General features: G+C 67.1%; 7 protein-coding genes. 2 read left to right on the top strand and 5 right to left on the bottom strand.

Going from position 1 to position 21,674, the window contains the following annotated elements; genetic code table 11:
- Nucleotides 1-123: 123 nt before the first annotated feature.
- The 3 genes from fxsT to ACIBO8_RS25475 form a co-directional block, all read right to left on the bottom strand.
- Nucleotides 124-3,255 (bottom strand): FxSxx-COOH system tetratricopeptide repeat protein, encoded by a 3,132-nt coding sequence (gene fxsT, locus ACIBO8_RS25485; protein ID WP_396117807.1) that lies wholly within the window; start codon nt 3,253-3,255, stop codon nt 124-126.
- Nucleotides 3,256-4,165: 910 nt separating this feature from the next.
- Nucleotides 4,166-4,699: a hypothetical protein gene (locus ACIBO8_RS25480; RefSeq protein ID WP_396117806.1), complete on the bottom strand. Its 534-nt coding sequence runs from the start codon at nt 4,697-4,699 to the stop codon at nt 4,166-4,168.
- A gap of 6 nt (nt 4,700-4,705) precedes the next feature.
- Nucleotides 4,706-11,779, bottom strand: coding sequence for a polymorphic toxin-type HINT domain-containing protein (locus ACIBO8_RS25475; protein WP_396117805.1), 7,074 nt, complete (start codon nt 11,777-11,779; stop codon nt 4,706-4,708).
- A 308-nt stretch (nt 11,780-12,087) separates the two neighbouring features.
- Between ACIBO8_RS25475 and ACIBO8_RS25470 the strand changes: the two genes are divergently transcribed.
- Nucleotides 12,088-18,219, top strand: coding sequence for a LamG-like jellyroll fold domain-containing protein (locus tag ACIBO8_RS25470; protein ID WP_396117804.1), 6,132 nt, complete (start codon nt 12,088-12,090; stop codon nt 18,217-18,219).
- Between the two features lie 396 nt (nt 18,220-18,615).
- On the opposite strand, the gene ACIBO8_RS25465 is transcribed toward ACIBO8_RS25470, so the two are convergent.
- Entirely contained in the window at nt 18,616-19,035 is a 420-nt protein-coding gene (locus tag ACIBO8_RS25465; protein ID WP_396117803.1) for a hypothetical protein, read from the bottom strand.
- A gap of 408 nt (nt 19,036-19,443) precedes the next feature.
- On the opposite strand from ACIBO8_RS25465, the gene ACIBO8_RS25460 reads away from it, so the two are divergent.
- Nucleotides 19,444-20,955 (top strand): hypothetical protein, encoded by a 1,512-nt coding sequence (locus ACIBO8_RS25460; protein WP_396117802.1) that lies wholly within the window; start codon nt 19,444-19,446, stop codon nt 20,953-20,955.
- 384 nt (nt 20,956-21,339) lie between these two features.
- Here the strand turns inward: ACIBO8_RS25460 and ACIBO8_RS25455 are convergent, their stop codons facing one another.
- Nucleotides 21,340-21,648 (bottom strand): hypothetical protein, encoded by a 309-nt coding sequence (locus ACIBO8_RS25455; RefSeq protein WP_396117801.1) that lies wholly within the window; start codon nt 21,646-21,648, stop codon nt 21,340-21,342.
- Nucleotides 21,649-21,674 lie beyond the last annotated feature (26 nt).

Here is a 21,674-nt window from a genome sequence, read left to right as displayed (position 1 = left end):
TTCCGCACGTCAAGCGCGGTCCGTAGCGTCCAGGCGAGTGTCGAGTGTGCAGGTCCGCGCATCCGCGCGCATACCGTGTGGTCCCCGGACGGTCCCAAAACCGACCCACGCACGCAGCGCAACTCAGCGCCGACCCCGCGGCCTACCGCCCGGGCGGCCTCCCATCGCATTCTTGACCGCCTTCCGGACGCCTGAGGCCCACCGGGTGTCCGGGTGCTGATCGCCGAGCATGTCCCTCAAGCCTTTCCACCCTTGATCAGCTAAATGGCGAGCTGGCAGCAGACGGCCAAGGTTGAACTGGACGATCGCGAGATTTAACCCAGCCGTCAGCGTGGCCGGGTGCTCCTCCCCCAAGACCCGCCGCCGCTGCTCCCACACCTGCTGCCGGAGCGTCAACGCCTCCTGATACCGCCTCAGGTCACCCAGCGACGAGGCGACGTTGCCCGCCGACGTCAGCGTGTCCGGGTGCTCGTCACCCAGCACCCGCCGCCGCTGCTCCCACACCTGCTGCTGGAGCGTCAACGCCTCCTGATCCCGCCCCAACTCACTTAACGACGTCGCGACGTTGCCCGCCGTCGTCAGCGTGGCCGGGTGCTCCTCACCCAGCACCCGCTGCTGTTGCTCCCACACTTGCTGCTTGAGCGTCAACGCCTCCTGATGCCGCCCCAACTCACTTAACGACGTCGCGACGTTGGCCGCCGTCGTCAGCGTGTGCGGGTGCTCCTCGCCCAAGCCCCGCTGCTGCTGCTCCCACACTTGCTGCTGGAGCGTCAACGCCTCCTGATGCCGCCCCAACTCCCCCAACGACCTCGCGACGTTGCTCGCCGCTATCAGCGTGTCCGGGTGCTGCTCCCCCAGCGCCCGCCGCTGCTGCTCCCACACTTGCTGCTTGAGCGCCAACGCCTCCCGATACCGCCCCAACTCCCCCAACCATTTCGCGACGTTGCCCGCCGACAACAGCGTGTCCGGGTGCTGCTCCCCCAGCGCCCGCCGCTGCTGCTCCCGCACCTGCTGCTGGAGCGCCAACGCCTCCCGATACCGCCCCAACTCCCCCAACCATTTCGCGACGTTGGCCGCCGACTTCAGCGTGTCCGGGTGCTCCTCACCCAGCGCCCGCCGCTGCTGCTCCCGCACCTGCTGCTGGAGCGCCAACGCCTCCCGATACCGCCCCAACACACCCCACGACCTCGCGACGTTGCCCGCCGAGATCAGCGTGTCCGGATGCTCCTCACCCAGCACCCGCCGACGCCGTTCCCACACATCACGTTCGATCTCGGCTGCACGCCGGGCGTTACCCCACGCGCCGTGGACTACAGCAAGGTCGGCCGCGCTGCGTAGCGTGTCGGGATCGTCCTGGCCCAACATCTTGATCTGCCGCGTCAACGTGTCATCGATCAGCGGCCGCAACTGGTCGTACTCGCCGAGGTCGCGAAGCGCCCACACCAGCTCGGTCGCTGCTCGTAGGGTGTCCCGGTGATCAGCGCCCAGGCGTTGCTTCCATTCGTCGTAAAGACTCGAGGCGAGTTGCCGGGCGGGGCCGGGGTCACCGCGGCTGATCAGATAGACCACCGCGTCGCGAACACATTCGCGCAGGACCGGATCATCAGTGCGGGCCGGCTTCGCGGCGAGCAGGTGCGGCAACAGCCGTGCCCACGCCGGCCAATTTGCCGCATCCCGCGGATCCCCTGGACGCATGCCGCCGAGCGTCGCCTCCAGATGAGCGACAAGCTCCTCCGACACCGGCTGCTCCAGCTGGCTGCGGACCACGGCCTGGGTCAGCCGGTGAACCGTCACGGTCCCTGATCCAAGCTTCGCGAGCCCGTACGCGCCGAGCCGGCCGATGGCCTGCTGCCGGGCCAACGGCTTGCCGATCACATCCCGAGCCGCGTTCAACGCCTGCGGATAACGCTCGCCCGGTGCGGCCACCTCCATAATCAGGTCCACCGAAACCGGCTCCGGCGCCAGAAATGCACACAGCTGAAGGATGGCCACCGATGCCGCATCCAGCTCCGACAAGGCAGACACGCTCAACGTGATCGCTGCCGCCAACGACTGCGGATAGTCGACCGGCCGGCCCAACGCCAACACAGCCTCAGTTTCTTCACTCAGCAGCTGCCGATACTCCGCAACGGACATGCCCGTCTGGGTGAGATAGCCGACCGCCTGCGCCAACGCCAACGGCAGATCCCCCAACGCCTCGGCCAGCCGGTCTGCATCCGCGCAATCCAGACCCGACCGGTGCCCGGTCAAGAACGCCACCGCCTCGTCCCGGGGCAGAACATCCAACTCCACCGCGTCGGCGATCTGATACCAGTTCCCCTGCCGGGAGGTGATCAGCACATGCCCCCCGCCCCGCGGCAACCACGGCAGAACATCTTCGCTGTTCACCACATTGTCGAACACCAGCAGCCAACGCCCGCGCCCCGACAGATGCCCCAGCACCTTGCTCTTCGCCACCATCGAATCGGCCGCAGCATCGATGATCCCCAACTCGACGCCCAGCGCCGCGAACTGCTCACCGATCAGGCCGGTCTGCTCCGCGGACACCCACCACACCAGGTCGTACTCCCCGGCGAACCGATACGCGTACTCCAACACCAGCTGGGTCTTCCCCACCCCGCCCATGCCGTGCAAGGCCTGCACCGCCACCCGCGCGCCGCCGGACAACGCGTCGCGCACCTGGCTCAGCAATTTGTCGCGCCCGGTGAAAGCCGGATTCCGGCGGGCCAGATTGCAAACCGGCGGCAAGGACCCCGGCGGGCGCGGTCCCACATCAGTGCCCGCCGGGTTCGCCGGACCATCCGGGTACGGCGGCGCCACGCCAACCGCAGACGTCTCCGGCTCGAGCACCCTGCCAACGGTGTCCAGCAGCCGCACAGCAGCCTCATCCGCAGCCAGATCGAACACATCCGGCACGACGATCGGCGCCCATATCCCCTCGGCCAGATCGACTCTGTCGACCCGTACGGGAATCAGTTTCGCTTCCGGGTCCTTGCGCCGCTGCGCCAGCCGAGCCGTCCACTCGTCCGTCGTGAACCGCTTCGGGTCGAGATATGCCGACGACAGAAGCAACAGCATCGGATTCGCCCGCTGAAGCCCCTCATGCATCCGCTCGACGAAGTTGTCACCCGCCTTCCAGTCGACGCAGTCCAACTCCGTGCGGTAACCGGCACTCGCCAAGTGCCAACGAGCCCACTCCGCCCACGGCCGATCCCGGCCGGCGTACGAAATGAAGATCCGGGACGCATCACTCACGCCGTCCACCCTGCACTGTCAGACGTCCGAACGACCACCCCCGATTGGACGACCACGGCGAACCCGCCGAAAGCGTTGCTGGAGGTCAGCCGACCCTGAACCGTGACGACATACCCCGCCGGGTGCTTGACCAGCGGTCAAGGTGCGCTACCACTGGCGCTACTTGACTCTCGTGGTCCCCAGGAACGCGAAGAAGGCTGGCCTAAGATCTAGACCAGCCTTCTGACCTGCGAAAACCTTCGGTCGGGCTGACAGGATTTGAACCTGCGACCCCTTGACCCCCAGCATTTAGAGGGCCCAGCGACGTGCTAATGAACATTCCACCAGGGCGCCCAGAAGTATACTCAGCCGAGTAAATGGGTCCAAGCGAGTGACGCTCTCAACGCTGGCTTCATCCCGCCTGACCTGGATCTTGCCAGGGCAACACGGTACCCGACCGGAGCCTGATCTCCGGACTCATCGTGCGTCGTCACCGACCCCACGCATCCGGTGATGATCATACCGGCGCTACAAACGCCAGCACCAAGCCCGCCTCAGCCACTAAGAACGGAGAGGCTGCGCACTCACCTAACTGCCGTTGCAGTATTATCTACTCCTTTGCAGCCTCACCCACGCTCACGACCGGCGTCTGCTGTGCGAACGAGTGGCCTTGACTTCGAGTGGTGCAAGACAATCGAGAGTGCGTCCTGTGATCGCCGGTGATGCTGCCATCCTTCTCGCCGATTGAGCCCTTGGGGCCTTCGCCTCTCCACAGTCAAGCAGTGGCGAGCGAGCTGCTATGTCGCCGTCGACGCGGCCGGGAGGAACCAAGGTGCCACATCGTCCGCCGTCGTCAGTCGCCGGACACCCATCACCGCAGCGCGTGAACGTGGCGTCCTACGAGTGCCCCACCCCGGCATGGTCGTGGGACTCAATCGTCCAACCGATACTCATTCCATCCCGCAGAAGCCAACAGGCGGATCCCACGCTTAGCCATCTCGCGTGCGCCCACGGAATAGTAGTGTCCTTTTGCACGCTGCTCCGCGCCAGTAATGGGGTTAACGACAGTCGAACCACTGAGCAATGACGCCTTCACTTTCGCCCGTATCGCCCGCCATATTCTGATGCTTTCGCTATCATCTGTCATTGCACTCAATGCCGTCTCGCGAAGATCGGTTTGTGATTGCATCCCGAGGGATACCGCAAGAATATTCGGGTTCAATCGTACAAAGTCGAGCGACGAGGTAGGTGAGAGATCTATCGGCACCAGGTTGAGAGAAACGCGATTGATATCGGATGAGCCTGCAAGTTCGGCACCAAGGTCTTCCATGATGCACGATCGGGCGACATACCTGGGAACAAACGACTCGACGGCGACCACCAGTCCAAACTCTTGAACCCAACCGGCTATCCACGAAGCAACTTCATTACGATCAGCATGGAACTGAATGGACACCTTTGTCATAACGCCTCAATTGTAGGGCACAAAGTGCATCTCGACTCCCGCTCCCTCAAGGTCGGAAATAGCTTGCGCCTCTCGCTTGATGGGAGCCCCACTTGCCGCCTGCTTACCAACGTTGATGCCATAGATCGAACCATCGGGCCGACGGACAAGAATATCCGGGCGACGACTCCCTTTAAATCCGCCAGGTGTAGGAATCGCCCTTTCCGGAAGCACACCGCCGCCCGCAATTACCTCGCCATCGGTAACAGAATTTCCAACTGTCTCAATCTTAAGGTTGTGCGGCCCTGTTCCAGCAGGCTTCGGACCCCGCTTCGCGCCGACACCACACGCAGTATTATGTACCAACACAGGTATCTTGCCAGCCAGCACATAGTACGTGTGCAGGTCGGCGACTGTCAGGTTGTACATAGTCTGCAGACCGGGGAACGCGTGGACCTCCCTCACCGTGGCAGTGCCGTGCGACTTCTCGGCGCCCAGGGACTGGTCGTTCTTTAGCTTGCCGGCGTCGACCCACTTCTGGCGTTCTGGACTCCAGAACGGGTGCTCGCTCGTGGTATGGAGCGTGACGGTTTGACCATCGGCGGTGTCGACGGTCAGGTCGACCAGCTCGGTGTCCTCGTTGACGTGGAGCTCGGTGACTTCTTCGGCGCGGGTGGTGCCGGTGGTCGGATCGGTCGCGAGCACCTGGTCGCCGGCCTGGATTTGGGAGATTGGTTTGGTGGTGCCGTCGGCAAGCAGGACCCGGGTCTCAGGCGAGAAGCTGTGGCCGCGGACGCAGGCCGAGCTGACGCCTTGGGCCATCTCTTCGAGCTCGTCGAAGCTGCTCATCGACGCCCGCGTCGAGGCGAGCATCTTGCCCTCGGCTGCAGCGCTTCCGCCCTCGTCGTTGCTGACCGCGTCGTGCAAGCGGCTGGAACGTTCAGGGTCGCCGCCGTTGGCCTTGACCGCTTGGGCGTTGATGGCGTTGTGGACTGCAGTGGCGTACACCGTGTTGCAGATCGAGTCCATCTGCTGACAGGCCCAGTCCATGACCTTCAGCATTTTGAGGTTGTCGTCGAGCGCGTCGAAGCCCTGCTGGGTGGCGCGGAAGTAGAAGTAGGCGTAGTTGACCTTTTGGCCGTAGGCATAGACGTCGTCGACCTGGTCGACCGTGACCGTGATACCGCCGACGCTGCCTACTCCGTTGCCATTGGCCTCGATATCGACCGGGTTTTGCTGATTCCTGCTGCCGCTGCCGCCATTGTTTCGGGCGCCGCCCTGGTACTTGTCGCTGTCCGGGTCCTTCTCGTCCGGGAGGACGTACCCGCCGCAATTCCCGCCGTTTCCGCGGGCGCACCCCGGACGGTCGCCGTCGATCCGGAGCCCACTGGGATCAGAGTTGGTGATCGGGTTGTCGCCGGCGTACGCGTAGCCGCCGAGCTGTGCCGGGTCGGTGGTCTCCAAGAGCGGGTCGGCACTGATGAATCGGCCGAGGCCCGGGTCGTACTTGCGGGCACCGACGTCGGTGTAGCCGGTGCTGATGTCCTTTGGAGCGCCCAGGTAGCCGTGTGTCAGGTCCGGCCACAGGGTGGTGTTGCCTGCGGCCCGGTTCTCGCCGTAGGGCTTGTATTGCTGTCTCGACACATCCTGGGTGGTTGTGTCGATGGCGAGGTTGGCGGTCCCGTTGGAGTTGCCGAACAGGTAGTGGGCGCCGCCCCCGGGCAGCGTGGAGCGGACGGCGACTGCTCCTGCGCCGCCGTGCGCGTAGTGGCGCACCGCGCCGATCAGGACGGCCGGGTTCACTGCGGTGCTGACCACGACCTCGGTGTCGCCGGCGAAGAGGCTGGTGCGGCCGGGATCCCGGCGGATCAGCTGCAGGCCGTTGGCGTCGTAGAGGTACTTGGTCGTGCCGGGCTGGGCGCCGGTCGTGGTGACCGATGCCAGGTTGCCCTCGTCATCCCACTTCAGCGTCTGGTTGTTGGCGCTGGACGCGGTGCGGGTGAGCAGGTTGCCGTCGAGGTCGTAGACGAACTTGGTGGGATCGCCGCCGCCGGCCGTCTCGGTGAGAGTGTGCGGCTGCGCGCCGGACGCGGTGCCGTAGGTGTACTTGGTAGTGGCGTCAGCGCCGCCCGCGGTGGAGTGCTCCACAGTGCGGTCCCGGTCGCCGATGGTCTTGTACCCGAACGTCTGCCAGTACGCGCCGGGCCTATTGGCTACCTGACCGGCCGCGGGCCGGGCGACTTCGGCTTCGGGGCAGGCGGAGGCTGCCGTCCAGGCTTCGGTCAGGCGAGCCAGGGTGTCGTAGCGGTAGCACTGGGCGTCGGTGACGGTGTTTCCGGACTCCGACTGCTTGTCGACCACCGACAACGGGTTGCCGGCGTCGTCGTACATGTACCCGGTCTCATCGATCACCGGCCCGGGCGCCTGCTTGCGGGAGATGGTGCGTGACTGCAGGCGCAGCGTGTACTTGTCGTAGTCGTAGATTGCCTCGACCTGGTTGGTGGAGTCGCCCATCGTGATCCGCGACGGCTGTCCGAAGTCGCCGTAGGTCGTGCTGGAGACGTACAGATCGATGCCCGAGGTCTTCGTGGGTGCGCCGAGCGCGTCACGGTCGTAGACGATCTTTTCCCCGGGCAGGGTGCCGACCGCCGGGTCCTGCTGAGTGGCCAAGAGCTCGGTGTTCGGGGTGTAGGTGAACTTCGTGGTGTACGAGAGGGGCAGCGGCCGCTCGACGCTCGGCAGTGTGATCGTCTGGCCGAGCGGCTGGCCCATCACGGTGTACCCCGTGGTGGCCACGGTGTAGTTACCGGTGACGTTGGGGACGTACCGGGTGGATGATGTCGGCTTGCCGATGCGCAGCGTGTCGTAGGTCCATGACGCGAACTTGAAGTTGGCCGCCGACTTGTCGACCGCGGTGAGCTTGCGGCCGAGGAGGTCGTAGGTATAGCCGAGCCGGACACCCCGGGCGTCCTTGGTTGTCGTCAGGTTGCCGGCGTCGTCGTAGCTGCTGTAGCTGATGCCGGTATCCGGGTCGTTGTGCTGGATCTGGCGCCCGAGCAGGTCGTACGTGTCGCTCCACACCGCGTTGTCCGGGCCGGTGACGGTGGTTTGCTGGCCGGCTGCGTTGTACGCGTACTTGGTGCTGTTGCCGACGCCGCCCGTGGCGGTGAACCCGTTGGTCAGGTTGCCGGACAGCGTGGGCGCGGTGGTGTGTTGCACGAGCTCGGTCAGTCGTCCGCGCGCGTCGAGGGTCGTGGTGGTTGCGATCGCCCCGGTCGGTGGGACCGTCGTGGCCTTGTCACCGTTGTACGCGGTGCGGGTGTGCCAGACGTCCTTGGCGTCGTGCTCGGTGGTGAGCTGGGTGACCCGGCCCATCGCATCGTGGTCGGTGACCGTGGTGGACGGGACCGTGACCTGCGACAGGCCGTTGGAGAGCAACACGTCGACCGGAGCGCCCGACACCACGTAGTTGTTGTTGGTGATGACGGTCCAGCCGTGCGAGTCGTATTGGGTGTCGGAGACGGTCGTGCTGCCGTTCTCACCGGTGTGCTGCGTTTCGAGTGGGCGCAGCAGGGCGTCGTACAGGGTTTTGCTCAGGCCGTACTGTGGCTTCGGGTCGTCTTTGGCGTCCTCCAGCAGCGACTTGGTGGTCACTACGCTCGGACCGGCCTTAGCCAGCTTGTACTCGAAGATGACGTTTGCGGGCGCGTCGGCCGCCTCACTGCGGTTCGGCATCCACACCGAGGTGGTGCGGCCGAGGGCGTCGTAGTCGACGGATGTGAGCGCGCCGGCCACGTCTGTGCTCGCTGTCGGCACCCCCCGGGCCGGGTCCAGCGTGACGGTGCTGAGCTGGCAGTCTTTGCTCGACTTAGTGGCCGTCGAGCAGTCCGTGCCCGCGGTCACCTGGGTGACGCTGGTGACGGCGGTGGGCAATGCTCCGGACGCCGGCGTGATTTTGGTGTAGACGCTCTGAGCGAGGCTCGTGTTGTCGGGCGCCTTGGAATCCGGGGTACGGGTGGTGGAGGCGACTCGGCCGTAGCTGTCGTAGCTCGACTTCGCCGTCGTCACCCATGCGGTGACGGTCGTGCCGGTGGCCGCCGACGCCTGCTCGACCTTGGCGGGGTTGCCCTTGGTGTCGAAGGTGGTCTTCACGTCGGAGAGCAGGGTGCCGGAGGGGGTGGTCCGCGTGGCGCAGTCTTGGTCGGTGTTGATGACCTCGGAGGGTTGCACGACCGGCGCCGTCTTGCCGCCGGGCAGCGTCACCGTGGTGGGGGTGTACGAGGTGAAGGTGCATTTGGCGGTGTTGCCGGCGGCGCCGGTCTCGCCGCGTTCGACGGTTTGTACGGGACGGCCGCTGGTGCTCTGGCCGAGGGTGGTGTTGTATAACGTGTCGGTCTCGGTCCGGCGCCAGCCGTACGACACCTTCTTGCGGGTCAGCGTCTTGGCCGTGCCGGTCATCCGCGCGTGCAGGGCGGGCAGTTCGTCCCGGGCGCGCGAGGCGGTGGTGCCGACGACAGTCGGGACGGTAACCGTCGCCGAGTCGATCGTGTCGTCGGTACCGGCACCGGTGTAGGTGACGCTCTCGAAGGTCTGACCGGCGTACTCGGCGCGGTCGGGCACGCTCACCGAGCCGTCGGTGCTCTTCAACTCCGGCACGTCTCGGGTTTTGCCGTCGGGCAGTGTGTCGCCGTCCATGCCGAGGAAGTAGTACGACTTCGTCAGAGTCTTTTGGTCATGCACCGCCTGACCGTTCGTCAGGTGGAACACGGCCGGGTCACCGGCGATGACGTCGACCTCGGGGTAGCCGCGGAACTGGCCCCAGGTCCGGTTCTTCTTCTTGACGACCTCGTTGTCGTCGTAGTGCCAGCCCGGCTTGCCCTGGTAGGCGTACCGCGTGACAAGCTTCGGCTGGGAACCGTCCTGCATGTGGTTGCCGGCGCTGTCATACGTGGTCACCGACGTGACCGGGTGGGTGTAGAACCAGTCCATCAGCGGCTCGGGCTGGTACTGCTCGGCCCAGTAGACCGGGAAGCAGCCGGTGGTGTTGGTCGAGGCGAACTGCTGGGCGGCCTTGTCCTGGGTCTTGTCACCGGACGGGTTGGCCGGCGGCAGCCCTTCGCATTTCGGCGTGTCGTACTCGACGACGGTTTCGGCGCCGGTCTCCGACCAGACGGTGTGGATCCGGTTGTAGTACATCCTCGGCCCGGGCAGCACGCCGACCCGGTTGGCGTACTGCTGCGGGTCGAACGACACCGTGCCGGCGGAGGCGTCTGTGGTCGCGCCGCCGAGCCGGTCCAGGCCGGTGCGGGTTACCGACTGCAGCCAGAGGGTGGGTTCGTGGTCGCCGTTGTCGGGGAAGGAGTGCTTGAGGTCGTATCGGTCGACGTTCTTGGGGGCGCCGTCGACGCGGATCCGGGTGGTGATCGTGGTCAGCATCCGGCGGGTCCAGAAGCTGGGCGAGTGGTTGGTGCAGTCTTTGCTCTTGGTGCAGTTGAGGTCGACGGGCACGTCGGGCCAGTACGCCGGGTGCGAGACGGTGAACTGGTCGTCGGCGCAGGTGTTGCCGTCCGGCTGTCCGGCGATGCACCGCTCGTCGGTGGTGAAGATGACCTGCTCGGGCGCGGGGGCGGAGTAGACCGTGGACGAGGTCATGCCGTAGTCGATCCGCTTGATCGTGCTGGCCCGGACGTAGGGCACCGCGGTGTCCTTCATGTTGGCGCCGTAGTAGCCGATCTCCGGTTCGTTGTAGTAGTAGGCCATCGCGTTGCCGTTGCGGTCGACGGCGTAGTCGAGGTTGAACCGGTAGCCGAGTTTGCAGGAGGTGTCGGCGAACGATCCGTCCGGGCAGGCGTCGACCCCCTTGTGGCCCTTGTACACCGGAACGGTCTGCACCGAGTTGGTCTCCTCGGCGCCGGTGGTCCAGCCGGGCAGCCGGTTCAAGCCGAAGTAGTACTGCGTTCCGTTCTGGGTGACGCGGAAGTACTCGTTGTTCTTCGTGCCGTTGGTCGCGGTGAACAGGTTGTCGATCTGGGTGGTCGAGCTGTCGTTCTGGGAGTGGAACGTGTGGGTCTTGTCGTCGTAGACGATGGGGGTGGATTCGCCGTTCAGCGACAGGGTGAGGATCTGGCCGGCCCAGCACAGGTCACCGGAGTGCTCGGGCGCCCCGGAGTCGTCCACGTCGTCGCAGGAGCGGTATGTGCGCTCGATGAAGTTGTCGCCCATCGACCACCCGTCGCCGATCCAGGAGGACTGGCTGTTCGTGCCGACGGTCCGGGCGTCCTGCGAGGCGGAGCTGTAGGACAGGTTGATGCTCGGGGTGAGCGCCCCGATCGGTGGCGGCACTGCGATGGGGTAGCTATAGGCGAATGCGCCGGTGTTGCCGCTGGTCGACCACGTGCCGCCGGGCGAGAGGCTGGTCGCGGAATAGTCCCCGCCCGAGCCGCTGGTGCCGGACGTTGCGGCGAGCACCGTGGCGCCCGCGGCGGCCAGCGACACCTGGGCGGTCAGCGGCGTCACGGCCGCCGTGGCCACCGGCGTCTGGGTCCGGCACTTGGCGACCTTGGGCGTGGTGAGCGCGCAGCCGGGCAGCCGCACCAGGCGAAGCCGGGACGCGTAGCCGCCACCGTAGGCGTTGGCGAACGTCGAGGGGTCGACGTCCACGCGCACTGTGCCGGCGCCGGTGGCGCTGCCAACGGAGAATAGGAGGCCGTGGATGCCGGCGGCGCGAGCCGTCTTCTGGTCCGTGGCCTGCAGGCGTACGCGGTCCGGCGCCTTGCCGGGGCCGCGGCTCACCTTGATCGGCGTCGCGCCGGCGACGCTCCTCGCCGCGGGGGCCGACAGGTCAATGGTGGTCGTCTGCGCTCCCGGCAGCGAGGCGCGCGCCGAGGCGTCGAAGAGGGCGACCTTCTTGTGCGGCTTGGCCGTGGCAGTCCTTGCGGTCTTGCCGAGCTTGACCCGCTCGAGCTTGGGCGGCACGGGTCTCGGCGCGGCCACCGCGGGTGGCTCCCCTGCCACCGCGTACGTCAGCGACGGCGTGACCGCGACAAGCAGAACGGCGACGAGCGCCGGGCGCCACCGCCCCATCAACCTCTTGGACAGCAAGGTGCCCTCCCCGTATCCGCCCGCTCAATCTTGATCCGAGCGGGCACATGCTACGGGTGAATGCACCGATGCTGTGCGCCACCACCAGCAACTCGTTACCGAACAGAGATGCTTGTAAGTATTTCACTGTATCGTGTGGCACATCTGTTGCCCTGATTGCTGCTACGGGGTCGAGGAAACGCCCTTGGACAGTCACAATGTGCGCCTCGCGATCGATGATCGTTCCTTCTCCGAAGGGTTGCCGAGGCACTATGTCGTCACGCTTGACGCGACCGGGGCGTCTACCGATATTCACGGCTGCCGCCGCGTTGCTCGCCACCACCGTGCTCGGGGTCACCACGCCGGCAATGGCGGATCCGCCCCCACCCGCGCCCCAGCCCACCACGCCACCCGTCACGCCCGCGCAGCCGTCTGATCAACGGCCGCCGCAGGAGGAGCCGGACATCCCCGCGCCGACCAACGATCCGGCTGAGCAAATCACCGACGCGATCGCCCAGGCGCAGAAGAGCGGCCATACGGTGCCGATCTCCTCCCTGACCGACGAGTACTCGACGACGGTGGCGAGCCCGGATGGGACCTTCGCGACGACCTACTCGGTCACGCCGCAACAGGTGCAGCGCGACGGTAAATGGACCGACGTAGACACCACCCTCGTACACCAGGCCGATGGCAGCTGGGCGCCGAAGGCCGCACCGGCGGACGTGCGGTTCGGCGGCGGTGGCGACACCACGCTGGTGACCCTCAAGCACGGCGCAAACGCGTTGAAGTTCAGCTGGACCGCAAAGCTGCCCGCCCCGGCCATCACCGGCGACACAGCCACCTACCCGAACGTGCTGCCCGACGTCGACCTGCAGGTCACCGCCAACGCCACCGGCTACTCCTCGATCTTCGTCGTGAAGACCGCCGCGGCTGCCGCCAGCTCTGAGGTGCAACAGCTCGACCTCGGCCTGGTAGGCACGAAGGTGAAGGTGTCGACGACGCGCGACGGCGGCGCAGAAGCGACCGACACCACCAGCGGCCGCACCGTGTTCCAGGCCAACACCGCCATGATGTGGGACAGCACACCGAGCACCGACGGGCCCGCCGAGCGGGTCATCCGCACAAAGGCGCTGAGCAGCCCACAGGCAGCGCACGAGGCAGCTTCGCTGCTCGGCCGCCACCGGACCCGCGTCAAGGTCGGCTTCCGCAAGGGCCGACAGTCGCTGACCCTCGACAAGACTCTGCTCACCGCGAAGAGCACCAAGTTCCCCGTCTTCGTCGACCCGGATTGGGGCGTCAAGTACTACGGTGCCCAGTCGGCCTGGGCACGGATCTCCAGCAATGGCTGGAACGTTTACAACTCGACGTCGACCACGGGGGCTAACAGTGCGCGTATCGGCCTCGACGACTGGCCGCAGTATGGCGGCGCGGGTGAGAAGGCCCGCACCTACTACAAGATGAACATCTCTGGCATCAAGGGCGCCACGGTCAAGCAGGCCTACTTCTACGTCAAGCACCGCTGGTCGGCGTCCTGCTACAAGACCAGCGCCGAGTTGTACGCCACAGGCGCGCCCGCGGGCTTCAGCTCATCGACGCTGCATTGGGGCAAGGAACCGTCGCGCGGCTCGCTGCTGGACACCGAGTCCGGCCAGGAGCTCAACTGCGGAAAGAGCAGTCCGTCGGCCTCCCCGGGAACGTTCACCTTCAACGTGACCGGCAACGTCGCGTCGCTGGTCAAGAACAAGAAGGGTTCCGCGTACTTCCTGATCGAAGCCAAGGACATGAACGACAAGATGTCCTGGAAGCAGCTCGGCTACAAGGGCGGCGCCAGCCTGACAGTGCACTACAGCTATCCGCCGAGGACCAATCCAGATGACGGCAAGCAGCACGTCTTTCCGTCGATCAGCGACGGCGGCAAGGTCATTACCACCTCGCGGACACCGACGCTGTCCTGGCGGGCCACCAACCGCTTCCCCAACGGGGTTCAGCGCCCCCTGATGGTCGACTACCACGTCGAGCAGAAGGGCACCGGCAAGCTGATCGCCTACGGCTACGGGCCCGGCCAGAACAAATACAATACGAACGGCTCCGACTGGGGGGTGAATGTCGAACTGCCAGACGGCGACTACCAGTGGAAGGTCACCGCCAAGAACGCGGACGGGCTGTGGGCGCCGGCCTGGAGCGGATACAAGTACTTCACGGTGGACGCGACCGCGCCGAACCCGCCCTCGATCAAATCGACCCAGTTCCCGCCCGGCCAGGTCGGTGCCAAATACAGCGACAAGGGCGTATTCGCGCTGTCCAACGACCGCAAGAACAACGTCACTGGATACCTGTTCTGCCTGGACGGTGACCTGAACGGCGTCGTGTACGCGAATAACAAGGGCACTCAGTGGGTCGCCGGCACCACGATCAAGCCCGGCACCGTCTACTACGCCAAGGCCGACAACAAGGACGGCACCGGCACGGTCGTAACCAACGGCAGCGCCGGACTGACGTTCGCACCGGGCCGCGCGGGCCTGCACAAGGTCATGGCCAAGGCCGTCGACCAGGCCGGGTCCACCTCCGGGCAGACGACGTACCAGTTCAACGCGGGCACCAGCACTCCGCTGTACGTGTACGGCGACAAAATGATCAGCGGGTACACACAGAACAACACCGACGGCACGACCACGGCGGTGCCGAAGGCCACCACCACCAGCACCGGAGGCGTGCTGGTCGCCCAGCCGAACTACGCCGGCTACTACTTCCTCGACGGCTACCAGGCGATGCTCGGCAACAACGCCGCCACCGGCACCAAGGTAGCTGCCGGAGACAGCGCCACGTTCTCGTTCGCCGTGCCGCAGCTCGGCATTTGGGAGATCGGCGCAAACCTCACCGTAGCCTCCGACTACGGCACCTACTCGCTGACCCTGGACCAGGGACGATCGACACAGTCCGCAGTGCTTCCGAGCTTCGACGCCTACGCCACGCCCAACGGCACGAAGTACCGCAACCTGATCGTGCGGGACGTGAACAACGCGCCGATCGTGCTGGATCAGGGCGTACACACCATCACCCTCAAGCTGACCGGGAAGAACGCGAGCTCCGGCGGCTTTCAGGCCGGCATCGACGGACTCCGGCTGAGCCAGGCGGTGACGTGCCCAATCAACGACACCAGGGCCTGCCTGAACAACAAAGCGATCAGCACGTGGCAGCCCGGCGCCACACCGCCCGTCACGGACGCCGACGCCGACGGATGGGGGTTCAGCCTCAACGCCGGCAACCTCACCGACGCCGGCTGGACTCCGGGCGCCGCGCTCAACGTGCACGGCGCCTCGGTGAAGCTGCCGGCGACCTGGGGTGATGGGCACAACGACAACATCCTGGCCGACGGTCAGCTGATCACCGTGCCGTCCGGCGGCGTGACCAACAAGGGCAACGCCGTGGTGTTCGTCGGCTTCGCCGTCAACGGCGACGTCAAGGACGCCAGCGGCCGCATCACCTACGCCAAGGACAGCGGCTGCAACGTCACCTCCCAGGCGTACACGATCGACTGGATGATGGACTGGGCGGCCGCGCCGAACGGCAATGCGGTCCTCACGCTTCCGTGGCGCAACAAGACGGCAGACGGTACGGCCTACTCCGGCAAGTCACCCAGCATCATGGCGGCCAGCGTCCCGTTGCTCTGCCCGGGCGCGGCAATCTCGAGCATCTCGCTGCCGCTGGTGTCGGGCACCGTCGAGGACCACGTGAACGCGCTGCACATCCTTGGGGTGGGCGTGCGCCCGACCTCGAGCACTGCCGACGGCGCCCGCTGGGTCGGCAGCTGGTCGGCCGCGCAGGACACCAAAGCGGTACGGACCTCCGCGTCGGCCGACGCCACACTCAGCGGCCAGACGGTGCGCATCCCGGCGCACCTGAGCATCGGCGCCGAACCGGGTCGCGTGCGCGTGCGCCTGGCCAACAGCCGGGGCGCCATGCCGGTCACCTTCGACGCGGCCTCCGTCGCGCTGCAGGATTCCAGCGCCGCCGGCGCGACGGCCGCGGCCAAACCCGTGCCGCTGACCTTCAACGGCGCGCGGAACATCACCCTGCCAGCGGGCACCGACGTGCTCAGCGATCCGGTCGATCTGCCCGCGGCCGACCAGAGCACGGTGCTGGTCAGTCTCAAGGTCAAGGGCTCACTCGCCGCCCTCGCCGGCCACCGCGACGCCAAGACCCCGGTCTACATCAGCGCCGACACCTCCGATCACACCCGCGACACCGACGGCGCCACGTTCGACACCTCGGCCATGACCGGTTTGCCGTTCCTGGCCGGCATCGACGTCAGCACGCCGAAGGACGATCCTGCCGGCGCGGTGGTCCTCTACGGCGACCAGACCGTCAACTCCGACACCACGGCCGGCGACGGGGCTAGCCACCTCAGCGACTACCTCGCCACGGCTCTGTCCACCGACGAGTTCGGCAACCGGTACCCGATCCGCGCCGGCGTGCTCAGCCAGGGCAGCAGCAGCTGGAGCAATGCGTCGCAACTGCCACCGGCGGCCGACACACCGTACCCTCAGAACGCGTACGGCCTGGTCGACCGGGAGATCCTTAACCAGAGCAACGCCCGCATCGTGCTCATCGCCTCCGGCACTAACGACCTGCTGACCTGTACGGACACCGCGGCGGCCTGCTCCGACGCGGTCGACAGCAAGCTGAACGCGCTCGCCGGGCAGCTCCAGCAGTACCGCTCCGACGACGCACTCAACTACGCCGTCACACTGCCCACCACGAGCCGGACGCTGAAGGTGTACGTCGCCACGCTGCCGCCGTTCACCGGCGCGCACACCGCCGCGCAGGAGACCGCACGGCAGCTCGTCAATGCGCACATCCTGGGCGCGGGGGGCCCGTCGACCATGGAGGGCTACGCCGACGGGGTCATCGACTTCGCCGCCGCAGTATCCGCCGACGGCACGGCCACCGGGGCCACCGTCAAGCCCGAAGATCTGGACACCTCGAGCGACGGCAAAGCCTACCCGAACAACCTCTACTACCAGAGCCTTGCGCAGCAGTACGTGACCGACGCCGACAGCGTCGATGCGACCGCCGGAGACGGCACGGTGAGCGGCGGCGACGACTCCGTCCCGCTCGGCGAGTGGAGCTTCAAGGAAGGCACCGGCAATGTCGCCGCCGACACGGGCTCCGGCACCGGCGACCCAACCCAACCCGTCCACCACGACGCCAAACTGTCCAACGTTACATGGGCATCGCCGGGGCGGCTGGCCGACAGCAAGGCCGGCACGTTCAACGGCACGAGCAGCTACGCCGACACCGGCCTGCCATTCAACACAGGGCAGAGCTTCACCGTCGAGGCGTGGGTACGGCTGACCGCCAAGTCGGCGAAGCGGACGATCCTCGCCCGGACCGGCAGCGACAAGGCGTCGCTCTACCTTCAATACGACGCCGAAAGCGACTGCTGGCTCGCGCAGATGCCGTCAGCCACCTCCGGGGACTCGGTCGCCACCTTCGACGCCATCTGCAATGAAGGAGTCAAGGCACAGCTCAACACCTGGACCCACGTAGCGGCCGTCTACGACGCGTCCGTCAACGGCCTCCAGCTATACGTCAATGGCAAGCCGCAGGGCTACGCCGACGAGGTGACGCCCTTCAACGAGCCCGACAAGACCGCCTGGATCGGCCGAAGCGGCACAGCCTGGTTCGCCGGCGACATCGCCGACGTCCGCGTCTGGCAGCGGGCGATGGGCGACGCCGAGGTCGAAGCCGAGGCGGCGCCGCGGAAACCGATGGTGATCTGGCAGTTCGAGGACCAGAGCCAGCCCACCACCGCCACCGACTCCTCACTGGTGGAACCCGAAGCTTCCGGCACCTTCACCGGCGGAGTCGCCTGGAAGACCGAGGGCCACCCCCACCCAGACGGCGATACCAGCGGCACCGATTCCGACCTTGGCGCGATCACGCTCAACGGCACCACCGGCGCCGTCACCACCCGGGCCCGGGTCCGCACCGACCAGTCGTTCACCGTCGCCGGCTGGGCCCGCATCACCGACACCACCCGCGACCAAGCCGTGCTGAGCCAGTACGGCACCCACACCTCCGGCTACCGGGTCGGCTACGGCAGCACCTGCAAGTGCTGGCGATTCGTGTTGCCCACGACGGACACCGCAAATGCGGCAGCGGTCACTGTCGAATCGACCGCCGCCGTCACAGCCGGCACTTGGGTACACCTGGCCGGTGTCTACGACGCCACCGCCGGCACGGCCACGATTTACGTCAACGGCACGGCGGCGCCCGCCATCACGGTTCCGACGCGGACCTGGAACGCCGCCAAACAATTCACCGTCGGCCGCGGCCTGCGGCAGGACGCCAGCGGAGAGTACTTCGCCGGTGACGTCGACGACGTGTACGCGTACCAGGAAGCGCTCGACTCCGAAGAGATCAACAACCTGCGACGCACAGGAGCGCCACAAGGCTGACCGCTCGACGGCGGCCACCCTTCGCGGGTGGCCGCCGTTGCCGCACTGCAGACCGTCCGATCCTTCCCCGACGTACCGCCGCGTGAACCGGGCGGAACCACGACTTCTGCACGCGTCGGCAACGCACTACGCGCTCAGCCGGAAGCCCAATTCCCGGGTATTCCCGGCCCGAGCCGAACCGAGGCCACCCGCTCCGTGCCATCTCCGGGGCGAAGTTGACCCCTTGCACAGATGCCCGTGCCCGCACACGGAAGCCTCACGCAGGCGGTGACGGGCGCTACCGACCTCCAGCGGGATGCCGGTACGCGGCAGCCTCTTGCACGCCCCGCTAATCCAGCCGCCCCGGACGACCGCACACCGGCACTGCCCCCAACGGGCAGGCCGCTGAGGCGGCGACTATCCGTCACCCTTCGGGGCCAGCACCGTGAGGATTCGGCCGCCGCCATCCTCGCCCACGGACAACGCGATCGCTACCGCCCGGTCACCGTCGCTCCACACCCTGCAGCGGTAGCCCGGGTCTCTCGCACCGCCCTCCGGAAATCGTGTATCGACTTCCCAGCCGCGTCCCAGCTCCGCCGCGTAATGCGCAGTCATCTCGTCCCACGGCGTCCCTGCGGGCAGGGAGAACTGATCGGTGTCCCACGGGGGCTCGTAATGCTCCTCAAGCCGCGACTGCAAATGGTCCCGGACGCGCTCGACCCGGGTCAGCGCCGCCCCGCTCAACGGCGCGGTGCGGCCCCGCTCGACCGTGCCCGGCAATGCCGCCAGCTCCGGCGGCGGCGGCTCGGAGGCGCAGCCCGCGACGGTCAACACCAATGTAGCCAGTATCAAGAAGCGTTTGATGTGCCGCACGATGCACGCCCACCCGTCAGCGTCGAATTTATCGCAGGCGATGATAGCCGGGGCCGACGAAGCCGGTTTCTCCGAGTACGAGCGCCCGGGGCGACCACTGTTTATCAGGGCTTCCCCAGCCGGATCTGCGCCGCTGACCTCGGGGCTTGGTCGCAGTCGAACCCGCGTGCCTGGGCCACTCCTCCGGTACGTTGGATCCGGCTGGCTGCACCACGACCTCGGCACAGCGTCCGAGCGTCCAGGTCTGGCGCGCGATCGCGAGTCGTAGCCGCGAAGCCGATCGACGCCCGAGCAGGTAGGCCTGAAAAGGGCGTTGGCGGCGAAAGGCCTCGTCATCCCTGCTCAATAGCGGTGCCATGGGATCATGGCGGCGTGCCCGACTGGACCTATCACCCGCTGCGCCCGTTCGCGGCGCGCATGCTCGGTGAGCGCCGCTCCGGGCTAGCGGCGCTGCGCGCACTCGCGACCCTGACGGCGTTGCCCGGCGGCGCGCGGATCGTGGCAGCCGTGTCCGGCCGTCCCCAGGCGCCGGTTGATTTGACTCGCCGGCTCGGTGCAGTGGTGCCGGTTCACCACGCGCGCGATGCCCTGCGCGCTTTGCCCGCCCTCGGCGCCGGGGTGGTAGAGATCGGCCCAGTGACCGCCGACGACGTACCGTCCATCCTGGCCGCCGTAGCGAAGCCCAGGGGCGCCGTCTTCGTCCAAACCAGGGATCCCGCGGTCGCCGCGGCCCTCCGCCCGCACGTCGACCGGGTGATCCTCGGGACGGACCCGGACGTCGTACATCTCAGCGAACCGGACATTGCGGTGGCCCGGCATGCGCTGTCGGAGCCGGAGAAGACCGTGCTGGCCACCACCGGCGTCCTCGTCGCGGCCGGGCCGGGCTGGTTCCAGCGCGTCATCGAGGCAGAGACGCCGACCCGGCCGGCGCCCGGCCTGCGGGAGGCAGGCCGCGACCCCCGCCGGTGGCCGGGCTGGTTCTGGGGCCTCCTCGTCGGCGCCGGGATGATCGCAGCCGGGCTCGGCGCGGCGATCATCACCCTCGGACCGCTGCTGCTGTGGTACGACAACGATTACCTCGGCATGAACCGCGAACACCTGGTGGCCCTCAACGGGCACCTAGTCTCGTTTCTGCAGCACGACCGCATCACCATGGCCGGCACGATGATCGCCATCGGAGTGCTCTACGCGGGGCTGGCCTGGGGCGGCATGCGGCGGGGCTGGGCCTGGGCGCGCACGTCGTACCTGGTGTCAGGGGCGTTCGGTTTCCCCACCCTGTTCTACTTCTTGGGCTGCGGCTTCCTGGAGCCGTTGCACGCGGCGGTCACGGCCGTACTGTTCCCGATGTTCATCCTGGCCGTGGCCCGGCGCCCGGACGCGCCGGCGTGGCCGCCCATCCCGGAAGGCCCGGAACCCGTCCGCCTGCGAGCGCTCGCCGGGCAACTGATCATGATTTCCACCGGTGTCGGTCTGCTCATCGGTGGTCTGGTGGTGTCGGTAGTGGGCCTGACCGACGTGTTCGTCGCGACAGATCTCGATTTCCTCCACAGCCAGCCGGGGCCGCTGCGCGACGCGAACCCCCGCCTCCTGCCGTTCATCGCCCACGACCGCGCCGGTTTCGGCGGCGCCCTCGTATCGGCGGGACTGGCCGTCATCACCCTCAGCGCCTGGGGATGGCGGCGCGCCGAGGCGTGGGTGTGGTGGACCCTGGCCGGGACTGCCGTCGCAGGCTTCGGGCCGGCTGTGGCCGTTCACCTCCTGATCGGCTACACCCACTGGGAGCATCTCGCGCCGGTCTACCTCGGAATCGCGCTCACGGCCTCGGCACTTGCCCTGTCGTACCCGTACCTGTGCGCGCGCACGAGCCCAGCCAGCCGGACGTAGCGCAATGCGTGCGCGCCGCAGCCGCGCCCGCCTGGTCCGGGTGAGCACCCCACTGTCTGACCGATCTGGACCAGGCGGGCGCGGGCTGGTTGCCTTCCGGTGTGCATGGATACCCGCCGGGCTTCGGCATCCCACAGCCGCTCGGGTCCAGGGCGCGCAGCCCTGGCCGCCGGAGGCATCTTCCGGGTGCAGGGTCGGAGATCCTGCCCGCCGGGGGCAGCTGTGGATGTGCTGGAGTTGCCACGGAAGGGCAACATGGGGGTCGTGACGAGTAACGAGCCGGATACCGTACGTTGCCCCGTATGCCACGGCACCGCTGTCTTGCCCCTTCACCCCGGCGCAGTCCATTGAGCCCTTTCCAGCCTCAACCACCCGGTGAGGCCCTCAGTCCGGGGGCTCGCAGATCAGGTCGGCGAGGTCGCGAAGCCTGCGGTAGTAGCCAGCCTCGACGGGGTTGGTGAGCAGCGGCAAGACGTGATTGAGGCTGCTGAGGCAGGTGCTGAGCCGGACCTGGGCCTCGGAGGACAGCTGGCCGACGTGCTCCAGCCAGGCGTGGATGCAGCCAGCGGTGTCGGCGTCGAGCAAGACCATGTCGATTCCACTGATCTCGGTGCCTCGGAGCCTGGACGGGTACGGCGTCTGCAGGTGCTCTCGCCATAGCCGAATTACGGCCGCGACGCGTTCGTCGTCCATCGCGCCAGTATCCCGCGCGACTTGAT

This window comes from Actinoplanes sp. NPDC049681 (assembly GCF_044465265.1).
Classification (GTDB): Bacteria; Actinomycetota; Actinomycetes; order Mycobacteriales; family Micromonosporaceae; genus Actinoplanes.
Note: the sequence above shows the minus strand (reverse complement) of the source record. Positions and strands in the feature narration are given on the sequence as shown.

Coding starts and splice junctions, on each gene's coding strand:
- ACIBO8_RS25480 (WP_396117806.1), bottom strand. CDS start 4,699: ATGACAAAGGTGTCCATTCAGTTCCATGCTGATCGTAATGAAGTTGCT.
- ACIBO8_RS25455 (WP_396117801.1), bottom strand. CDS start 21,648: ATGGACGACGAACGCGTCGCGGCCGTAATTCGGCTATGGCGAGAGCAC.